This window comes from Micromonospora sp. A202 (assembly GCF_006715105.1).
GTDB classification, from domain to species: domain Bacteria; phylum Actinomycetota; class Actinomycetes; order Mycobacteriales; family Micromonosporaceae; genus Micromonospora; species Micromonospora zamorensis.
On the sequence record NZ_VFMP01000001.1, the window covers coordinates 1,890,488 to 1,908,812 of the forward strand.

Sequence of the window (18,325 nt, forward strand, 5' to 3'; positions counted from 1 at the left end):
CTGCCTCGGACATGCCGCAGGCAGCGCTTTCCCTGAAGTTGCGCGGATTTTGGTGTCTGAACGCGGTCCGCGCGCGGGGTATGGTGAGGGTTCTTGTTGTCGGTGATGGCCTGGGTGCGCCGCCAAGCACCTCTCACATGATCTTTCTTCTGTCCGGCGGAGTCGCCGGCGCGGCGTGAGCGCCGCCATCCGGGTCCGGCCAAGGCGTGAGCTGCGTGCCGCCCGCCGACCCCGCCAGCATCGCTGCTGGGGTCATCTGATCGCCGCCCCGCTCTGGCCGCTGCACGGCGCGAACCTGGGCACCCTGCTGCGCACCTGTGACGCGGTCGGTGCCTGCCTGGCCGTGCCGCCGTTCCGGTGGGTGGACGAGGCTCTGGCCCGGGGCAACACCCTGCGCCGGCCGGGCTGTGTCCACCGGGTCGGCAGCCCGCTGCGGTGGCTGGCCGCCGAACGGGCCGCCGGCTCCCGGATTCTCGGGGTGGAGTTGGCCGACGAGGCCGTCAGACTCGGTGACCTGCCCGCCGCTCGGGGGCGCACCGTGGTGCTGCTCGGGCACGAGTCGACAGGCATCCCGCCCGAGGCACTCGACTACCTGGACGCGGCCGTGGAGATTCCCATGGTCGGGCACGGCCAGAGCCTGAACGTCGCCGTCGCTGGGTCGCTGGTCCTATACAGACTCGCCGGCCTGCTGTAGGGCAGGCCGGGGTGGCGCCGCCAACGTCAGGCGACGTTGACGGGGCGGAACTGCACGCTGACCCGGGGGCCGACGGGGCGGGCCGTTTTCGGGATGGCATGTTCCCAGGTGCGTTGGCAGGAGCCGCCCATCACGATCAGATCGCCGTGGCCCACCGGGAAGCGCAGGCTGCCGCCGCCGCCACGTGGGCGCAGCAGCAGCGGTCGGGGTGCTCCGAAGGAGACGATCGCGACGATGGTGTCGGTGTGTGCTGACCGGCCGATGGTGTCGCCGTGCCAGGCGACGCTGTCCCGTCCGGAACGGTAGAGGCACAGGCCGGCGGTGACGAAGGGCTCGCCCAGCTCGGGCGCGTAGTGCCGGGTCAGCTCCGCCCGTGCCGTGGTGAGCACGGGGTGGGGGAGTTGCCGGTCGCCGCCATACCAGCAGAGCAGGCGGGGCACGTCGACCTCGGTGTCGTACATGGTGCGCCGCTCGGCACGCCAGGGCACCTCGGTGAGCAGGGTGTCGAGGACGGCGTCGGAGCCGCGCACCCAGCCCGGGAGGTGGTCGACCCAGGCGCCCCGGCTGAGCTGGTGTCGTCGGATCTGACCGGGCAGTGGCCCCAGGGTCGGCTCGGCGTCGGCGAGGTCGAGCATCGACGGCTGGTAGGCGGCCTGCATCATGCGGCCACCCTAGCAGTCCTTTCGTACACCCGTGCTATGCCTGTGCCACGCGGATCCCTCAAGATCGTGCTCGATCCTGGATGTAGTGCCCGTGCGATCGAGGGGACTATTTCCAGGATCGAGCGTGACCGTGGCGGGCGCGGCGTCGCTCGCGTGCGACAGCGTCAGTCGCCTACGCCGGCGGGCGTACGGCGTCGAACACCCGCACCAGCCGGGTGTACGAGTCGCTCTGGTTGTCGACCACGCAGACCAACGCGGCGGGTGCGCCGAGGCAGCAGAGTTCCCAGGGGACGTGCCTGCGGCGCTGACCACCAAGTCAGCTTCGGTGATCAGTTTCGGTAGCGAGGTGGTGGGCGGGACCGGCCGGATGATCTGCCGACGTTGGTGGAATCTCTGAACTCCCGCCCGGAAAAAGGTTAACGCCCACGGATGGTCCGGTCCGCCACCAGGGCAGCCTGTGCCTACCCATTCCGCGTTGGCGGGGGTGGAACGCGTCCGGTTCACCCGGGAGTGCCCCGGGTAGGGTGCCCCGGGTACGGCCCCTGCTGGGCCGTCGCGGGCGTCGCCGTCGCGCCGTCCGACGTCGTACCGAGGAGGACACGCACGTGCTGGTGACCTTGCCGAGCGTCGGGATCCCAGCATGACGAGCGCCGCCGCGGAGACGGCTGCCCGGCCCACCCCCGCGCCGGCCCGGCTGCCCTCGCTGACCGGGCTGCGCTGGATCGCCGCGTTGCTGGTCTTCGGATTCCACGCGGGCACCATGCGGATCATCGCCGAGCCGGACTACAAGGCCGTGGTCGACGCGCTGTTCACCCTCGGCCTGTCCGGGGTGCAGTTCTTCTTCATCCTGAGCGGTTTCGTGCTGGTCTGGTCGGCCCGCGTAGGCGACTCCCGGCGCACCTTCTGGCGGCGACGGGTCGCCAAGATCTATCCGAATCACCTGGTGCTGTGGGGGGTGGCGCTGCTGGTCGCCTGGTGGTTCGCCGACCCGGTCCTGCCGGCGGTCGCGCTGGAGAACCTGCTGTTGTTGCAGGCCTGGGATCCCCGACCGGGCTGGTTCTACAGCATCAACACCGTGAGCTGGTCGCTCTCCTGCGAGTTCTTCTTCTACCTCTGCCTGCCGTTGGCGCTGCCGCTGCTGCGCCGGGCCCGGCCGAAGCTGCTCTGGGTGCTGATCGTCGCGCTACCTCTGCTGATCCTCGCGCTCTGGCCGGCCCAGCACCTGGTGCCGGAGGCGAGCCGCTGGTGGTTCACGCAGATCTTCCCGCCCGTACGGTCGCTGGAGTTCTGGATGGGCGCGGTGGCGGCCGAGCTGATGCGCCGTGGCCTCTGGCGGGGCCCGGGGCTGACCGCAGCCAGCGTGATCTTCCTGGCCACCTGGGTGGCAGCGGCAGAATGGATTCGCGCCGAGCTGTGGACCACGCTGCTCGCGGTGGCGTATCTGCTGGTGATCACTGCCGCCGCGGACGCGGACGTCCGAGGTAAGCGTTCCCCGTGGCGGTCCCGACCGGTGGTCTGGCTCGGCGAGGTCTCCTTCGCCTTCTACCTGGTGCACGTGCTGGTGATGACGAGCGTGCTGCGCTGGAGCGGTGACTGGGGGACCGGCTTCCAGGGCTGGCGTGGCCCCGTCGCGGTGCTCGGCTTCCTACTGGTGAACCTGGTCCTCGCCGGGCTGCTGCACCGCTTCGTCGAGACCCCGATGATGCGCCGGCTCGCTCCACGCCGCCCGGCCCGCCAGGTGGCCGTCCCTCAGCAACGCACCGCCAGCATTGAAGTCAACGGCCGCGAAGACCGCACCGCCGATGGCGTCGGGACCCAGGCCCAGGCCGGCGAAGCCGCCGTCGGCGACGTCGAGCAGGCCAGCGGCCGATCGACGTACGCCGAGTCGCGCTGAGGCGTCCGCACTGGTCAGCGCGGTCGGCGCGGCGTACGCCGACACGCCCGTGGTCGATGCGCCCGGGCCGGCGTGACGGTAGCGTCGGGGCGTGCTTCCGGTCGCGTTCACCTGTCCCCTGTGGTGGGTGGCGCGCTGGGCGACACGGGTGCTGACCAGCCTCGCCGTCGTCGCGGCCCTGGCGCTTGGCGCAGGCCCGGCCTCGGCCGCCGCGCCAACGCCGACCGCCGCGCCAACGCCGACCGTGCACGCGGCCCCAGCGGTCGCTGAGGGAGCCGCCGAGAAGGCCTTCCCGGTCTGCTCAGTCGACTCGCACCCGGCCCTGCGCGGCCGGGGCGTCATCGTGGTGGCCGGAGTGCCGCTGGTGTGCGCGGCCGGGTCTGAACGGCTGCCCCTCGTGGATGGTCCGAGGAGCTGGGCGCCCCGGGCTCCACCCGGGCGCTGATCCACCGGGACGAGCGTCCCGTCGCCGCGCCCTGTCGATCCACCCGTCCCGCACCTCGCCGATCCGTGGCCCACCGTGGCCCGGTGGCCGGTGGGGCTCCCACCGCATTGTTCTCTCCCCGAGGTGCCGACCATGGAGACCGTCGTCTTCTACCAGTTCGTGACCGAGGTGCCGCAGGCCGCCGCCATCTGGTCAGCCCTGTTCCTGCTGGCACTGGGCGTACTCATCGTGCTGGCCGCCCGCCCCGAGCGGGACCGGCCAACGGACGACCCGGCCCCGGCGGCGCCTACCGCCCGGGAGTTGGCTGAGGCCGAGGCCGTCGACCTGCGCCGGTACGCCGAGGAAGTGGCCGTCGCCGCGGCCGGCGCGGGGCAGAACGCCCGGCGGCGACGGGCTTCCTGGCTGACCGCTCAGGAGCAGGTGGAGCGGGCCTGGGGCAGGTACGACGAGGCGGACGTGGCCGCGCGTCGCTTCGCGGGAGCCGGGGCGCTGCCCACCCCGCATACCCCCCGCACCCCCGCCGAGTACGCCTCCCGGGAGCGCTACCTGCATCGCGCGGCGGCGGCGGCGCACTGGCGGGGCGACCTGACCATGGCGCAGTTCGGCGACGTGTTCGGGCACCGGCACGGTTGGGATTCCCGGCGGCACCCGGTCGAGCAGGAGGTGCTGCTGAGCCGGGCGATCCGGGACGCGAGGCTGGCCGACTACCAGGCCGCAGCCACCCGGGAGCGGGCCGCCTGGCGGGACGCGGAACTGGCCGCCGAGTCGGCCCGCACTCTCGCCGAGGAGGCGTACGCGGCAGCGGCCCGGCGGCGGCCGAACCCGGTACCCGCCCGCCGGGCGGCTACCCGGGTGTTCCGTCCCGCCCTCGTGGCACGTTGGCGCCCGGCTCGCGCGGGTTGAGCCCGATCCGTTATGTGAGCCCGGTCATGTCTATGGCGAATCGGGCGTCGGGCACGATTGGCTCGATTGTCCCCGTGATTGTGGCCGCATTATCGGCGACCTGTCCGGTTGTCGCCCGTTGGCGTCACCGTAACCGCTTGTCCCATCGAGTCACGTCAGCGGCAATACGCGCAGAAATTGTCGCGCCGATTGGGGTTTACACAGGTGAACCCGGCTTGGCAGGGTGAGAGCCGGCCAGTACTGTCGTCCTGTCCGGTGCGGTAACCGATCGCAAGAGGCGACGCCGCGCCGACCCGCTCAATCGTGATGAACGAACCGGGGACCCATCAGTAAGTCCGGGGTGAATCCGCGAGCCATGGCCCGCGGTAGGGCGATCTTCCCGCCCGAATCCGTCAGCTAACCCGGTAGGCGGTGTCGGAAGGAGTTCCATCCTCGTGCAGCACCTTTCCACCCCTCGGTTGTTCCTTCGCCTCCACGGCGTAGCGGTGCCCCCGCTCATTCGTCCAGTGACGGTGAGCTGACCCCCCCGGGTCATCGCCTAACCGCCCGGCCGCGCCGGGCGTTCCCCTGAGCGGTTCACCATCCGCGGACCATCGTCCGCGCGCTGGCGCCTGCCCGGATGCCGGTCCGGCCCCGGTGTGCCGCTCTCCCCCCGATCCGTGGAGGACCCCGTGAAGCACACCCTGAAGCGTCAGCTCCGCCGCCTCACCACCGAGCGTCCGTACCAGATCGTTGCCGCCTCCGCCGCGGCCCTCGCCATCGCCACCACCACCGGCGCCCTGCTCACCACCGCCGACGACGCGCCGGCCGGCCAGCGCACCGCGACCACTGTCGCCGAGATGCGCAGCGACGTCGCCGCCTCCCGCGGCGAGGTGCGCGAGGCGTCCCCGTCGGCCAGTGCCGCGCCGACCACCGCAGCCCCGACCACCACCGCCGCGTCACCCACGGCCAAGGCCAGCAGCAATCCCGACCTGACCCGTAAGCCGGAGCGGCCGAAGCCGCCCGCGACGAAGGTGCTCGACTACGACTACGAGGCGCAGAACACGTACTACAACTGCGGCCCGGCAGCCACCCGTAACGCGCTCAGCGCCGCCGGCATCGACCGCACCCAGAACGAACTCGGCGCCGAGCTGGGCACCAGCGAGATGGGCACCAACTCGGCCCTGGACACCACTCGGGTGCTCAACGCCGAGGTGAAGGGCTCTCCGTACCGGACCCGGATGTTCGCCGGCGCGCCCAGCCCGGCCCAGATGGACCAGCTCCAGGCCGACGTCGTCAAGGCCATCACCGACGGCCGTGGCGTGGTCGCCAACGTCGTCGGTGACGCCACCGACACCAACGGCGGCTGGCACTCCTACGGTGGCGGTCACTACATCGCCGTCGTGGGTTACAAGGACAACGGCCGGACCGTGCGGATCGCCGACTCGGCGAACCCGGCCGACGCGTCGTACTGGATCACCACGATCGACCTGGCCAACTGGATCGCCAGCCGGGGCTACTCCGCCTGACCCAGGCACGTTGACCGCTTCGGGCGCCGTCCCCCACAAGGGCCGGCGCCCGCGGCGTCTTCACCGAGCGGTCAGGCCTGCGCCGCATCGACGACCCTCGTACCTGGTCGCGAACCGTGGGAGACTGCGGCCGTGGTGGATGAATCAGGTGGCCGGGCAGGCCGTGGGCCGATCCTGTTGCTGCTGCACGGGATGGGGGCGACCGGGGACGTCTGGCTGCCCTCGGCCCCACTGCTGGAGCAGCACTGGCCCGGGCGGTGGCTGGCACCGGACCTTGCCGGTCACGGCTGGTCGGCCCCGCTGCCGTCGTACTCCTTTGATGGGTTCGCCGAGCGGATCGCCCACGGCCTGGTCGCCGACGACCGGATCGTCGTGCTCGGGCACTCGCTGGGCGGGGTGGTCGGCCTGGCGTTGGCCGCCCGCGCCGCCGGGATGCCGGTGGACGCGGTGGTCGGGCTGGGCATCAAGGCGGTCTGGTCACCCGACGAGCTGACCCGCGCGGCCGAGCTCGCCGCGCGCCCGGTGAGCTGGTTCGCCAGTCGCACCGAGGCCGCCCGCCGCTACCTGCGCGTCTCCGGGTTGGTCGGCCTGGTCCCGCCGGATCATCCGGTGGTGGACGCCGGGTTGCGTCAGGTCGACGGCCGGTGGCGCCTCGCCATGGACTCGACAGCCTTCGGCGTCGGCGAGCCCGACCTGGTCCCGTTGCTGGCGGCGACCGACGTGCCGGTGGTGCTGGCCCGCGGGGAACACGACTCGCTGGTCACCGACGAGCAGCTCAAGGCGTACGGCGTACCGGTCGTCACGCTGCCCGGTCTCGGCCACAACGCACACGTGGAGGACCCGGCTGCCGTGCTGGCGCTGCTCGACCCGTACCGACGCGGGTGAGCTGGATGAAGCGGACGCGGTGGCTGGTCACCTGGCTCCGAGCATCCGGCGGACCCGGCCGGCGACGGCCTGCTTGACCCGCCCGCGCAGTGACCGCGCGTGGAGGGTATTGACCTCTGTCTGGAGCGTCCGGGTTTCGTCCCGCAGCCACTGGATGCGCGTCAGCAACTCCTCGGGAGAGTAGGAGGAGACCGGCCGGACCGCAGGTGGGTAGACGGTCTGGCGGACCTGCTCGTCGAAGCGGGTGGCGCTGTCTCCATCGGCGAACGAGAGGCCGAGGTCGTGCTTGGCGAGGAACGCGGTGATCCGCGCGAAGCGCTCCTTGTGGCCCTCGTTCAGGGCCGTGTAGTCGGCTTCCGCATAGAGTTGGGCAGCGTCAACGTCGGCCGGCGCATCGCGCAACAACCGGTGCGGGATGTCGAAGTATCGGGCCAGCTCCAGGGTGCGCGAGTCGTGCGCCAGCAGATAGCCGGGGATGCCCGAGATCAGCGCCGTGATGGTGCCGTGGATCCGGGTGCCGAAGGCGAAGTCGAACCCGGAGAGATAGTCCATCCAGGGCCACGGGTCCATGAACATCCGCACCTTGTCCTCGACGAAGAGCGGGTGCGAGGTGTGGATCGGCATGTCGGCGGTCTTGCCGCGCAGCTTCGGCGCGTCGCCGTAGAGCAGGGTGCCGAGGGTGTAGAGGTCCTGTGCCACGTAGCGCAGGTTCGGGTAGCGCTGGTGGTGGTGCAGGATGAGGGGGGCCAGCGCCTTGACGTACGGCGAGATGACGAACGCGAGCCGGTCGTCGATGCCCAGGGTCGCCTTCGTCTTCTCGATGCGCAGGCTGTCGCCGTGTAGGAACATCGACGGGCAGCCGATCTGCTCGACAGCCGAGAAACCCAGCTTGCGCAGGTAGTTCTCGGTGATCTCGCCGCGTACGCCGATGCTGTGCGAGTGGTCGAGCACCGCCCGGCAGAACGCGCTGACCGGCTCGTCGATCGGGCGGAGCTGCTCCAGGTCGCCGTCCACGTCGGTCTGCGCCCCGACCCCGAGTACCACCACCGGGATCTTCAGCCGTTCGATCAGCCGGGCCATCGACGTCAGCCGCTTCGCGTAGTCATGACGGAACGCGTTGGCCAGTGGTATCACGAAGACGTCGTACTTCTCGTTGATCTCGTCGGCGTCGCGTGGGTCCGCCCGGAAGCGCGACGCGGTGATCTCGGCCGTGGAGGTGGCCAGCAGCTTGTGCGCGGCGTGGCTGAAGACCAGATTGCCGGTGTTCTTACCGATCCAGTCCCGCTCGTACGTCTCCTCGGCGCTGAGGACGTCGAACGGGCCCTTGCGGGCGCGCAGCAGGATCCGCTTATGCATCGGTGGCTCCACCTCTCGACCGGCGGCGGTGGCGTCCGACCCCGGAGATCGCCCGGCAGTGTCCCGGGAGGCGGCACATCTGTCACCTCCAGGCCCCGCGATACTAGGCCACCGGCCGGCCGGCGGCCGCACGCGGCGATCGGCCCGCAGGATCACGGCGGGTCAACGATTCAACAAGCGTCGCACCCGGCCGCCGACCTCCTGCCTGACCCGGGTCCTCAGCTCTTGCTGCTCGAGGGTCTCGACCTCGGTCAGCAGCCTTCGGTTGTGGTCGCGCAGCCACTGCACCCGTTCCAGCAGCACATCGGAGCCGGTGGCGCCGGCCGGGCGGACGGCGGGTGGGAAGGTGGTGGCGCGGACCTGCTCGTCGAAGCGGGTGGCGCTGTCGCCATCGGCGAAGGCGTGCCCCAGGTCGTGCTTGGCGAGGAAGGCGAGCATGGTCTCGAAGCGGGCCTTGTGCCCGTTGTTTAGCGCCGTGTAGTCGGCCTCCGCGTAGAGGTCGGCGGCGTCGACATCGGCCGGCACGTCCGCCATCACCCGGTGCGGGATGTCGAAGTACCGGGCCAGCTCGAGCGTGCGCGAGTCGTGCGCGAAGAGGTAGCCCGGCGTGCCGGCCACCAGCGCGGTGATGGTGCCGTGGATGCGGGTACCGAAGGCGAAGTCGAACCCGGACAGGTACTCCATCCAGGTCCACGGGTCCACGAACATGCGCACCTTGTCCTCCGTGAACAGGGGGTGCGAGGTGTGGACGGGGATCACGCTGGTTTTCCCTCGGTCCGCGGGAGCGTCGCCGTAGAGCAGCGTGCCGAGGGTCTTCAGGTCCTGCGGGAGGTAGCGCAGGTTCGGGTAGCGCTGGTGGTGGCTGGAGACCACCTCCGCCATCGACTTCACGTACGGCGAGATGGTCAGCGCGACCCGGTCGTGCGGGGTCAGGAACTCCTTGCGCTTCTCCACCCGCAGGCTGTCACCGTGCAGGAACATCGACGGGCAGCCGATCACGTCGACCGCGGAGAAGCCCAGGGTGCGCAGGTAGCTCTCGGTGATCTCGCCCCGAACCCCGATGCTGTGCGAGCGCTCCAGCACGGCCCGGACGAAGCGGCTCACCACGTCGTCGATCGGGCGCAGGTATTCCCGGTCGCCGGCGACGTTGGTCTGCACGCCCACCCCGAGAACCACCACCGGGATCTTGAGCCGCTCGATCAGCTTGGTCATGGCCGCCACGCGATGCGCGTAGCTGCGCCGGAAGGCGTTGGCGAGCGGGATGACGTACACGTCGTACTGCTCGTTGATCTTGTCGGCGTCGCGCAGGTCGATCTTGAACTCGGTGGAGGTGATCTGCGCCGTCGTTGTGCGGAGCAGCTTGTGGGCTGCGTGGCTGAAGACCAGGTTCCCGTTGTTGTCGCCGATCCAGTTGCGTTCGAAGGTCTCCTCCGGCGCGTAGACGTCGAAGGGGCCCTTCTTGGCCCGCATGAGGATCCGCTGGTGCATCACTAGCTCCACCTCTCGTCCGTGGCGACGTCCGCCCGGAACACCCCGGACCGGCCGGGATTGGCGGTGCGCATCGAGCACCTCCGGCCCCGCGATTTTAGGGCACGCCACAGCTGACGCCTCGGACCGTACCCGTCCAACCGTTCCCCAGCTGGCCAAGCGGTTTAGCGGGCGGCCCGCCCAGGCTGCTCTCCCCGGACCACCGGGGGTGACCGGGGCCGGGCCGCCCCCGGCGGCCCGCCGGCTCAGGTGGTGGGGGAGGCCGCCACCCGGTCCGGCTCGACCGGCCGCCCGGGCGACGGCGGGCTCCAGCCCGGTTCCAGCTCGCGCCTGGCGGCGTCCAGGAACGCGTCGGCGTACGACTCGGCGGGGAAGTCACCGAGGTAGCGCCGCCGGGTCGCCCAGCGCTCCGGTGCCATCGGATCGGCGCCGAGCAGCCGGCCCAGCACATCATCCAGGTTCGTCATGTCCCGGTGCAGCACGTAGCCCGCGCCGGCCAGCGGGAACCGCTCGGTGAACCGGTCACCCTCGCCGCCCATGTCGGTCACCGCGAAGGGCTTGCCGGAGTAGAGGTAGTCCGAGATGACCCCGGAGACGTCGGAGATCAGCGCGTCGGAGCGGTTCACGCAATCCACCAGGCTCAGGTCGCGGCCGGCGGCGCCCCAGACGTGTGGCCGGCCAGTCCGCGCCCGGTCCGCCGCGAGCAGCTCGGTCAGCCGACCCAGCTGCCGTGCCGATGTCGGGTTCTGCGTGGTGTACGGGTGGGCGCGCAGGATGACCGTTACGCCCCGGTCGAGCAGCTTGCGCAGCATCGGTTCGGCCACCGGCAGCGAGCAGTAGTCCGCGTCCGCGTGGTGTCCCGTCCAGGTCGGGGTGTAGAGGACCGTGCGGGGTGCCTCGGCAGCTAGGGGCTCCGGGCGTACGTTCATCGACTCGACCTGCGGGCGGCCTACTACCACGAACTTCTCCGCAGGGATCTGCACCCCGGCCCGGGCGTACCGGTCGATTGCCGCCGGGCCGGCCACGAAGATCCGGTCGAAGATCCCCGACACCGGGTTGGCGCTCGGCGCCTTGTCGCTGTCGCCGTGGTGCAGCTGGACGTGGGTGAGCTGGGTGAAACGGATGCAGTGGCTGTTCTTCGCACCGTGGTTGACGTAGAACGCCGCCCGGAGGCTCGGCACCAGCACCTCGTCCATCGCCCTCAGGGTGGGGCAGTAGACCACTGGCGCATCGGTGGCCGCGGCGATCGGGGCCAGGAACTCCGGCTCCCTCAGCACGACCATGAACGGCCGGCCAATCCGCTCCAGATACGGCAGCCACATGGTGACCTGGTACTCCGAGCCGGGAGGCGCGGAGAAGTAGAGCAGGAACTCCGGCTGGTGCCGGCGCAGCGCCCGGCTCACCGCCCCGCCGCCGGCCGGTGGCCGGAACCGGCGCCGGGCCAGATCCAGCGCGATTGTGCCGGCGCCGGCGCCGACCAGCAGGGCCGCCGCGAGGGCGACCAGGGCCGACATGGTTGCTGCGGCGGCCAGCGCCACCACGGCGAGAAGCCCGAGCAGTGCGTCGCCGAGGTGCGTGGCGACCGGCGCCGTCCAGGACCGCCCCGGCAGGTTGGCCGCCCGGATCTCCAGGTTGCCGGCGTGCCGCAGCGGGCCCACCAACAGCACCAGCCCGAGCAGCACCAGCGCGGTGGCGGCCAGCGCGGGGTCGAACCCACCGTCCAGCCGTCGGGCGTAGCCGACCAGGACGGCGGCGGCGATCAGTGTCGTCTCGGCGGCGGTGTCCGCGCCCTGGCGGATCCGTCGCTCAGCGGCGGTGGCGACGATGGCGGCCACCGCCAGCGCCAGCCCCCAACCGGTCGCCCCGGTCAGCGCCACGACCAGGAAGGCCAGCACGGCCAGCCCGATGCTCAGGCACCGTGCGATCAGTTTCCGGACCAGGTCACCACGCATGTCGCTCCGTTCACCATCGTCCCGGTCAGCAGTGCTCGGCCGTCAGCCGACGGTCGCCGAGGCGACATTGGTCTCGTCGGCTACCCGCGGCTTCTGGGCCGGCACGGCCTGCGTCGCTTCGCCCGGCGCCCGGCGTACGTCGATGACCTGCCCGGTGAGCTCCGAGATCAGCACGTCCAGCGACGACCGGGCGACGGCCTCCGCGGCGAGCAGGGTGTGCTCCGGCTCCTCGCCGAAGGCCCGCGTCCGCATCGGGGTGGCGGTCCGCTCCGGGTTGATGCAGTTGACGCGTACGCCGACGTCGGCCCATTCGTCGGCGAGCGCCTGGGTGAGGTTGACCAGGGCGGCCTTGGTGGCCGAGTAGAGCGCGTAGCGGGCTCGTCCCCGGGTGTAGGAGCTGGACGTGTAGAGCAGCAGCTGGCCCTTGGTCTGCTGCAGATACGGAAGGGCCTGGCGGGCGATGGTCACCGGGCCGACGAAGTTGACCTGGAGCAGCCGGTCCATCGTCTCCTCGTCCATCTCGGCGAGGGCGCCCCTCTCCAGGATGCCGGCGGTCACCACCACGTGGTCGATCCGGCCGGTGGCCTCGAAGGCGGTCTTCAGCGCGGCCTCGACGTCCCCGGCCCGCTCCACGTGGGTGCCGGTTGTGGAACGGCTGAACGGGAAGACCTGGGCACCGTAGCGACGGGCCAGCTCGGTCAGCTCGTGGCCGATGCCGTAGCTGCCGCCGAACACGACGATGGTGCGGCCGATCAGCTCCTCGCTGTAGCTGCGGTGGTCGGTCAGCCGGGGCGCCTGCGCCGCGGCGAGCTGGAAGAGCTTGTCCGCCAGGTGCACGTCGACCGGGTGGGTGACCTTGATGTTCTCGTCCGAACCGTCGATAACCTTGATCGGCGTGCCGGGCAGGTAGCGCAGCACCACACCGCAGTCGTCGGTGGCGGCGAAGTTCGGGTCGCCCTCGGCGATCCGGTACGCCTCGCGGATGGTGGGGGAGCGGAACGCCTGGGGGGTCTGGCCGCGGCGCAGCGCGGAGCGGACCGGAATGTCGGTGATGCAGTCGTTCTCGTCGACCTGGATGATCGTGTCCGCCGACGGGATGGCCACGTCGACCGCGGAGTAGCTCCAGAGCGCGTTCACGCACTCGCGGACGATCCGACCGCTGACCAGGGGCCGCACCGCGTCGTGGAAGAGGATGTTGACGTCGCCCTCGCCGACCGCGTCGAGCGCGATGCGGGTGGTGGCGTTGCGGGTGTCGCCACCCTCGATCACCTTGGTCACCTTGCGGAAGCCGGCCTTGTCGACGATCTGCTGGGCGTCGGGGACGTGCCCGGTCGCCATCAGCACGATGATCTCGTCGATCTCCGGGGCGGCCTCGAAGATGGCCAGGGTGTGCTCGATGATCGGCTTGCCGGCGATCTTCAGCAGCTGCTTGGGGATGCCGAGCCCGAGTCGCGTCCCCGTACCCCCGGCGAGGATCACGGCCACTGTCCGCGAGGGGCGCCAGAGTGCCGGGCTCGCCGGCGTGGCACCCAGTGCGGGGCTGTGATCCTGGATCATTCTGCCGGTCCTCGCTTCCACCAAAAGGGTGTTTTGTGCGTCGATGACGAGATATGAACTGTGGTCGGCGCCCAGGAAACCTTAGCGCCTACGACTGACCGCACCGACCGGGCAAGCGTGCGCCCGGCCGATGCGGTCGTCGACCTGTCTACTTGCCTTCGTAGGCGTTGCACACCTCGTCGGTCGGGCCGTCCATCTTCAGGACGCCACTCTCCAGCCAGATGGTCCGCTCGCAGGTGTCCCGGATCGAGCCGATTGAGTGGCTCACCAGGAAGACGGTGCCGGCGCTGTCGCGCAGTTCGCGGACCCGCTGTTCGCTGCGGCCCCGGAACTTGCGGTCACCGGTGGCGAGCGCCTCGTCGATGAGCAGCACGTCGTGCTTCTTCGCCGAGGAGATGGCGAAGCGCAGCCGGGCGCCCATGCCGGAGGAGTAGGTGCGCATCGGCAACGAGGCGAAGTCGCCCCGTTCGTTGATCCCGGAGAACTCGATGATCTCCGGAGCCAGCCGCTTCACCTCCTCGGGAGGCATGCCCATGGCCAGGCAGCCGAGCACCACGTTGCGCTCGCCGGAGAGGTCGTTGAGCAGGGCCGCGTTCACGCCGAGCAGCGAGGGCTGGCCGAGCGTGTAGACCGCGCCCCGGGCCGGTGGGAGCAGGCCGGCGATGGTCCGCAGCAGGGTCGACTTGCCGGAGCCGTTGCTGCCGATCAGCCCGATGGCCTCACCCTGGTACGCGGTGAAGCTCACGCCCTTGACCGCGTGCACCTCGCGGATGTTCGGTGCGTTCGTGCGGGACACGATCCGCTTGAGGGCGGAGACCGGACTGGTGGTACCGGTGGCGCCCTTGTGGATCTTGTAGATCACATGCACGTCGTCCACCACGACGGTGGGTACGCGCCCCGTGTCCACCACAGCGTCCACCGCAGGCAGGGTCTGCTCAGCCACGGCCGTACTCCTTCTCTCCGCGCCAGAAGTAAACGAACCCGCCCAAGCCGACGGCCGCTGCCCAGGCCGCAGCGAGGAGCCACAGCCGAGTCGGCGAGGACGCGATGTGGTCGGGGTACGCCGATTCGAGCAGTGAATACCGGGCCAGCTCGATGTAGACCAGGATCGGGTTGGACTCCAGCGCGGTCGCCGCCCAACCGGGAAGCCGTTCCGCGAAGAGCGTGACGCTGTAGAGCACGCCGGAGCCGTAGAGCCAGGCCCGCATCACGAACGGCATGACCTGCTTCAGGTCGGTGACCTTCGAGCCGATCCGGGCCATGATCATGGTCAGCCCGATGTTGAAGATCGACTGGAGTAGGAGCGTTGGCGCGATCAGCAGCCAGCGGAAGGTGATCGGCTCCCCGGTGGCCAGCACGATCGCGGCCAGCACCAACATCGACATGAGCAGCTGCTGGAACTGCACCAGGGTGACAGTGATCGGCAGGGCAGCGCGCGGGAAGTGCAGCGCTCGAATCAACCCCAGGTTACCCGTGATCGCGCTGGTGCCCTGCAGCGCGGCGCTCTGGGTGAACGTGAAGATGAAGATGCCGGTGCAGAGGTAGGCGATGAAGTTCGGCACGTGCCGGTCCTGCGCCACGATCACGCCGAAGATCAGGTAGTAGACCGCCGCGTTGGTGAGCGGGGTCAGCACCTGCCACAGTTGGCCGAGTTGCGTGTTGCTGAACGACGACGCGACCTTCGCCCGCGAGTATGCGGACATGAAGTGTCGATACGCCCACAGTTGGCGGGCGTACGCGCCCAGGGACGGAGGTTCCCCGGCGACCTTGAGCCCGTACCGCTGCGCGAGTTGGGCGCGGGTCAGCCCGGATTCGAGGTCGGCCACCGCGGTGTTGGCCATGGTGAGGCGCTCCGATCTTTCGTGCTGATGGGGAGCAATGAGAATGCTTCGCGGCGATGAAATCTAGCGTGGCCGGTATGGGGAGGCCGCTCCGCTGCTGCGTGGAAGGTAGTGGAAAACACGTCGGGACGCAACCGTAGCGTCGTTGCGCTACATTCTCCCACGTGACGACCGAGAAGAGGCGTGCTCCCGCCGGTGCGGCCGTTCTTCGCGACGACATCACCACGGCCATCCGCCGAGCCGTCATGCAGGAACTGGCGCAGACCGGCTACGGCCGGTTCTCCGTGGAGGCGGTCGCCCGACGGGCCGGTGTCAGCAAGACGGCGATCTATCGGCGGTGGCGTTCGAAGCTGGAGCTGGTGCTCGACATGGTGAGCGCGGTCGCCGGGAAGAAGTTGCCGCTGCTCGACACCGGCAGCCTGCAGGGCGACGTCCAGCTGCTGCTCATGGTCGCCTCGGGGGCCCTTGGCCACCCGCTGGCCTCGCAGATCATTCCGGACCTGCTGGCCGAGGCGGCGCGCAACCCGCAGATCGCGGAGACTCTCCAGCGGGCGCTGCGCGACTACCAGGTCCGGATCGGGGACATGGTCGTCGGCCAGGCGGTCGACCGGGGAGAGTTGCCGGCCGGCACCGACCCGTCGGCGGCGATCGATCTGATCGTCGGCCCGATCTACTGGCGGCTCGCGATCTCCCGCTCGCCGCTGGACACCACCGAGCTGACGAACATGGCTAACGCGATCGTGGCCGCGTTGCGGATAACATGTGCTGGTTTGGTGGAGAGTCAGGCCCCCAGAATGCCGGCCCAGTGACCGAGCCCCCACCCGACCAGGCCGCGCGTGAACCTGCGCCCGTACGAGTCGCCGCAGATTTCAACGGGCTAGTATCGCCAACCGAACCCCCGCCTGCACCGTCTAGACCCAGGAGGATCCCCCATGGCTGGGCAGAACCCAGACTTCATCCCACCGGCACGTCCGATCATCGGTGAAGCTGAGATCGAGGCGGCTGTGCGGGTGCTGCGCAGCGGAAAGGTGGTGCAGGGGCCCGAGGTGGCGGCGTTCGAGGAGGAGTTCGGCGAGCTCGTCGACGGTCGGCACTGCGTCGCCGTCAACTCCGGCACCTCGGCGCTCCAGCTGACCCTGATGGCGCTCGGGTTCGGCCCCGGCGACGAGGTCATCGTGCCCTCGTTCTCCTTCGCGGCCAGCGCCAACGCCGTCCGGCTGGTGGGTGCTGAGCCGGTCTTCGTCGACATCGAGGCGGGCAACTTCTGCGTCGACCCGGAGGCGGTCGCCGCGGCGATCACCCCGCGCACCGTCGCGATCATGCCGGTGCACCTCTACGGCCACCCCGCCGCGATGGACAGGATCATGGCGATCGCCGAGCGGCACGACCTCGCCGTCGTCGAGGATGCCGCCCAGGCACACGGGGCCGGCCTGCACGGCACCCCGGTCGGCGCCTTCGGCACCGCCGGCTGCTTCAGCTTCTACCCCACCAAGAACATGCACTCCCTGGAGGGCGGCATGATCAGCACCGGGGATGCCGGGCTCGCCCGCACCCTACGGCTGCTGCGCAACCAGGGCATGGAGCAGCGCTACGCCAACGAGATCGTGGGCGCCAACATGCGGATGACCGACGTGGCGGCGGCCATCGGTCGGGTGCAGCTGACCCAGCTCGGCGAGTGGACCGAGCAGCGTCGCGCGAACGCAAAGTTCCTCGACTCCACCATCACCAGCCTGGTCACCCCGCCGGTGGCCGACGGCGCCCGGCACGTCTACCACCAGTACACGGTGCGGGTGCGGGGCGACCGGGACGCCACCCAGCAGCGCCTGACCGAGCTGGGTATCGGCAACGCCGTCTATTACCCGACGCCGATCCACCGGCTCAAGCCCTACCTCACCGAGGACGGCAAGCCCGGCCCGTGGGAGCTGCCGGAGACCGAGCGGGCCGCCGCCGAGGTGATCTCGCTGCCGGTGCACCCGTCGCTGACCCAGGTCGAGCTCGACCGGATCGCCGAGGGTGCGAACCTCGCCGGGGGTGCCCGATGAACGAGCGGGGCAAGCTGCGCGCCGGCCTGATCGGCCTCGGTGCGATGGGTCGCAATCACGCCCGGGTTCTCTCCAACCTGGACGGCGTCGAACTGGTCGCCGTCGTCGACCCGGCCGGCGACACCACCGGCACCCTGCGGGCCCCGGTGGTCCCGGAGCTCGGTGACCTGCTGGCGATGGGCATCGACTACGCGGTGGTCGCCTGTCCGACCGCGCTGCACGAACGGGTCGGCCTGGAGTTGGCAGCCAACGGGGTGTGCGCGCTGATCGAGAAGCCGCTGGCCCAGTCCGTCGAGACGGCCACCCGGCTGGTCGAGGCGTTCGAGTCCGCGGGTCTGGTCGCCGGCGTCGGTCACATCGAGCGCTACAACCCGGCGCTGCAGAGCCTGCGTATCCGGCTGGAGGCCGGTGAACTGGGCGAGGTCTTCCAGGTCGTCACCCGGCGTCAGGGCCCGTTCCCGCACCGGATCGCCGACGTCGGCGTGGTGATGGACCTGGCCACCCACGACATTGATCTCACCGCGTGGGTGACCGGTCAGGAATACGCATCGGTCTCGGCTCGAACGGTCTCCCGTAGTGGCCGGCTGCACGAGGACATGGTCGCCGTTGTCGGCCAACTCGCCGACGGCACGATGGTCAACCACCTGGTCAACTGGCTGAGCCCGCTCAAGGAGCGGTCCACCGTGATCACCGGTGACAAGGGCTGCTTCGTCGCCGACACGCTCACCGCCGACCTCACCTTCTACGCCAACGCTGCCATCGACACCGAGTGGGAGGCGCTGCGCGCGTTCCGGGGCGTGGCCGAGGGCGACATGGTCCGCTACGCCATTCCGAAGCGGGAGCCACTGCTCGTCGAGCACGAGCGGTTCCGTGACGCGGTCGAGGGCAAGGAGAGCGACATCGTCACCCTGCGGCAGGGTCTGCGTACCGTGGAGGTCGCGGCGGCGCTGCTGGAGTCGGCCTCCGACGGCAAGGTCCTGTCGGTCGTGCCCGGCGGCAGCGACGCGGAGCCTGCACTGCGATGAGCCCGGCGCCGGCTCGGCGGGTGGTCTCGGCGGTGCGGCGGCGCGTTCCGCGGCGTTTGCGTATCGCGCTCCG

16 protein-coding genes, 1 pseudogene and 1 riboswitch are annotated in these 18,325 nt (G+C 70.4%); of the genes and pseudogenes, 9 read left to right on the forward strand and 8 right to left on the reverse strand.

Going from position 1 to position 18,325, the window contains the following annotated elements; translation table 11 throughout:
* Positions 1–175: 175 nt before the first annotated feature.
* Complete coding sequence (locus FBZ33_RS08710; RefSeq protein WP_141908652.1) at positions 176–694, forward strand: TrmH family RNA methyltransferase; 519 nt, start codon at positions 176–178, stop codon at positions 692–694.
* 26 nt (positions 695–720) lie between these two features.
* Here the strand turns inward: FBZ33_RS08710 and FBZ33_RS08715 are convergent, their stop codons facing one another.
* The gene (locus FBZ33_RS08715; RefSeq protein ID WP_141912515.1) at positions 721–1,353 is read right to left on the reverse strand and encodes an alpha-ketoglutarate-dependent dioxygenase AlkB; all 633 of its coding nucleotides are present in this window, start codon (positions 1,351–1,353) and stop codon (positions 721–723) included.
* 205 nt (positions 1,354–1,558) lie between these two features.
* Positions 1,559–1,734 (reverse strand): annotated as a pseudogene (locus tag FBZ33_RS33300) (spore coat protein); the annotation flags it as partial.
* 262 nt (positions 1,735–1,996) lie between these two features.
* Between FBZ33_RS33300 and FBZ33_RS08725 the strand changes: the two are divergent.
* From FBZ33_RS08725 to FBZ33_RS08745, 5 genes are all read left to right on the forward strand, one after another.
* Complete coding sequence (locus tag FBZ33_RS08725; protein ID WP_141908653.1) at positions 1,997–3,250, forward strand: acyltransferase; 1,254 nt, start codon at positions 1,997–1,999, stop codon at positions 3,248–3,250.
* Between the two features lie 91 nt (positions 3,251–3,341).
* A complete protein-coding gene (locus tag FBZ33_RS08730; protein ID WP_088947198.1) occupies positions 3,342–3,695 on the forward strand; it encodes a hypothetical protein in 354 nt (117 codons plus the stop codon).
* A 132-nt stretch (positions 3,696–3,827) separates the two neighbouring features.
* Positions 3,828–4,598, forward strand: coding sequence for a hypothetical protein (locus FBZ33_RS08735; protein ID WP_141908654.1), 771 nt, complete (start codon positions 3,828–3,830; stop codon positions 4,596–4,598).
* A gap of 284 nt (positions 4,599–4,882) precedes the next feature.
* Positions 4,883–5,024, forward strand: a riboswitch (cyclic di-AMP (ydaO/yuaA leader).
* 233 nt (positions 5,025–5,257) lie between these two features.
* On the forward strand, positions 5,258–6,106 hold the full coding sequence (locus tag FBZ33_RS08740; protein ID WP_185755254.1) for a C39 family peptidase: 849 nt from the start codon (positions 5,258–5,260) through the stop codon (positions 6,104–6,106).
* Positions 6,107–6,238: 132 nt separating this feature from the next.
* A complete protein-coding gene (locus FBZ33_RS08745) occupies positions 6,239–6,991 on the forward strand; it encodes an alpha/beta fold hydrolase (protein ID WP_141908656.1) in 753 nt (250 codons plus the stop codon).
* Positions 6,992–7,018: 27 nt separating this feature from the next.
* Here FBZ33_RS08745 and FBZ33_RS08750 read toward each other — a convergent pair whose 3' ends face one another.
* The 6 genes from FBZ33_RS08750 to FBZ33_RS08775 all read right to left on the reverse strand — a co-directional run bounded on the left by FBZ33_RS08750 (position 7,019) and on the right by FBZ33_RS08775 (position 15,185).
* Entirely contained in the window at positions 7,019–8,347 is a 1,329-nt protein-coding gene (locus FBZ33_RS08750) for a polysaccharide pyruvyl transferase family protein (protein WP_141908657.1), read from the reverse strand.
* 162 nt (positions 8,348–8,509) lie between these two features.
* Positions 8,510–9,835 (reverse strand): polysaccharide pyruvyl transferase family protein, encoded by a 1,326-nt coding sequence (locus FBZ33_RS08755; protein ID WP_141908658.1) that lies wholly within the window; start codon positions 9,833–9,835, stop codon positions 8,510–8,512.
* A 245-nt stretch (positions 9,836–10,080) separates the two neighbouring features.
* Positions 10,081–11,787, reverse strand: a complete 1,707-nt coding sequence (locus FBZ33_RS08760; protein WP_141908659.1) for a CDP-glycerol glycerophosphotransferase family protein — start codon at positions 11,785–11,787, stop codon at positions 10,081–10,083.
* Between the two features lie 42 nt (positions 11,788–11,829).
* Positions 11,830–13,344, reverse strand: coding sequence for a bifunctional cytidylyltransferase/SDR family oxidoreductase (locus FBZ33_RS08765; protein WP_141908660.1), 1,515 nt, complete (start codon positions 13,342–13,344; stop codon positions 11,830–11,832).
* Between the two features lie 148 nt (positions 13,345–13,492).
* Positions 13,493–14,287: an ABC transporter ATP-binding protein gene (locus tag FBZ33_RS08770; protein ID WP_088947204.1), complete on the reverse strand. Its 795-nt coding sequence runs from the start codon at positions 14,285–14,287 to the stop codon at positions 13,493–13,495.
* Positions 14,280–15,185 carry an ABC transporter permease gene (locus FBZ33_RS08775; RefSeq protein WP_141908661.1) on the reverse strand — a complete coding sequence of 302 codons (906 nt, stop codon included), beginning with the start codon at positions 15,183–15,185 and terminating at the stop codon, positions 14,280–14,282. The genes FBZ33_RS08770 and FBZ33_RS08775 overlap by 8 nt, the downstream gene beginning before the upstream one ends.
* 164 nt (positions 15,186–15,349) lie before the next feature.
* Here FBZ33_RS08775 and FBZ33_RS08780 point away from each other — a divergent pair, with 164 nt between their 5' ends.
* The 3 genes from FBZ33_RS08780 (at position 15,350) to FBZ33_RS08790 (ending at position 18,252) form a co-directional block, all read left to right on the forward strand.
* Positions 15,350–15,994: a TetR/AcrR family transcriptional regulator gene (locus FBZ33_RS08780; RefSeq protein ID WP_141908662.1), complete on the forward strand. Its 645-nt coding sequence runs from the start codon at positions 15,350–15,352 to the stop codon at positions 15,992–15,994.
* A 123-nt stretch (positions 15,995–16,117) separates the two neighbouring features.
* Positions 16,118–17,227 (forward strand): DegT/DnrJ/EryC1/StrS aminotransferase family protein, encoded by a 1,110-nt coding sequence (locus FBZ33_RS08785; protein ID WP_141908663.1) that lies wholly within the window; start codon positions 16,118–16,120, stop codon positions 17,225–17,227.
* Positions 17,224–18,252, forward strand: a complete 1,029-nt coding sequence (locus tag FBZ33_RS08790; RefSeq protein WP_088947208.1) for a Gfo/Idh/MocA family protein — start codon at positions 17,224–17,226, stop codon at positions 18,250–18,252. Before FBZ33_RS08785 ends, FBZ33_RS08790 begins: the two co-directional genes overlap by 4 nt.
* Positions 18,253–18,325 lie beyond the last annotated feature (73 nt).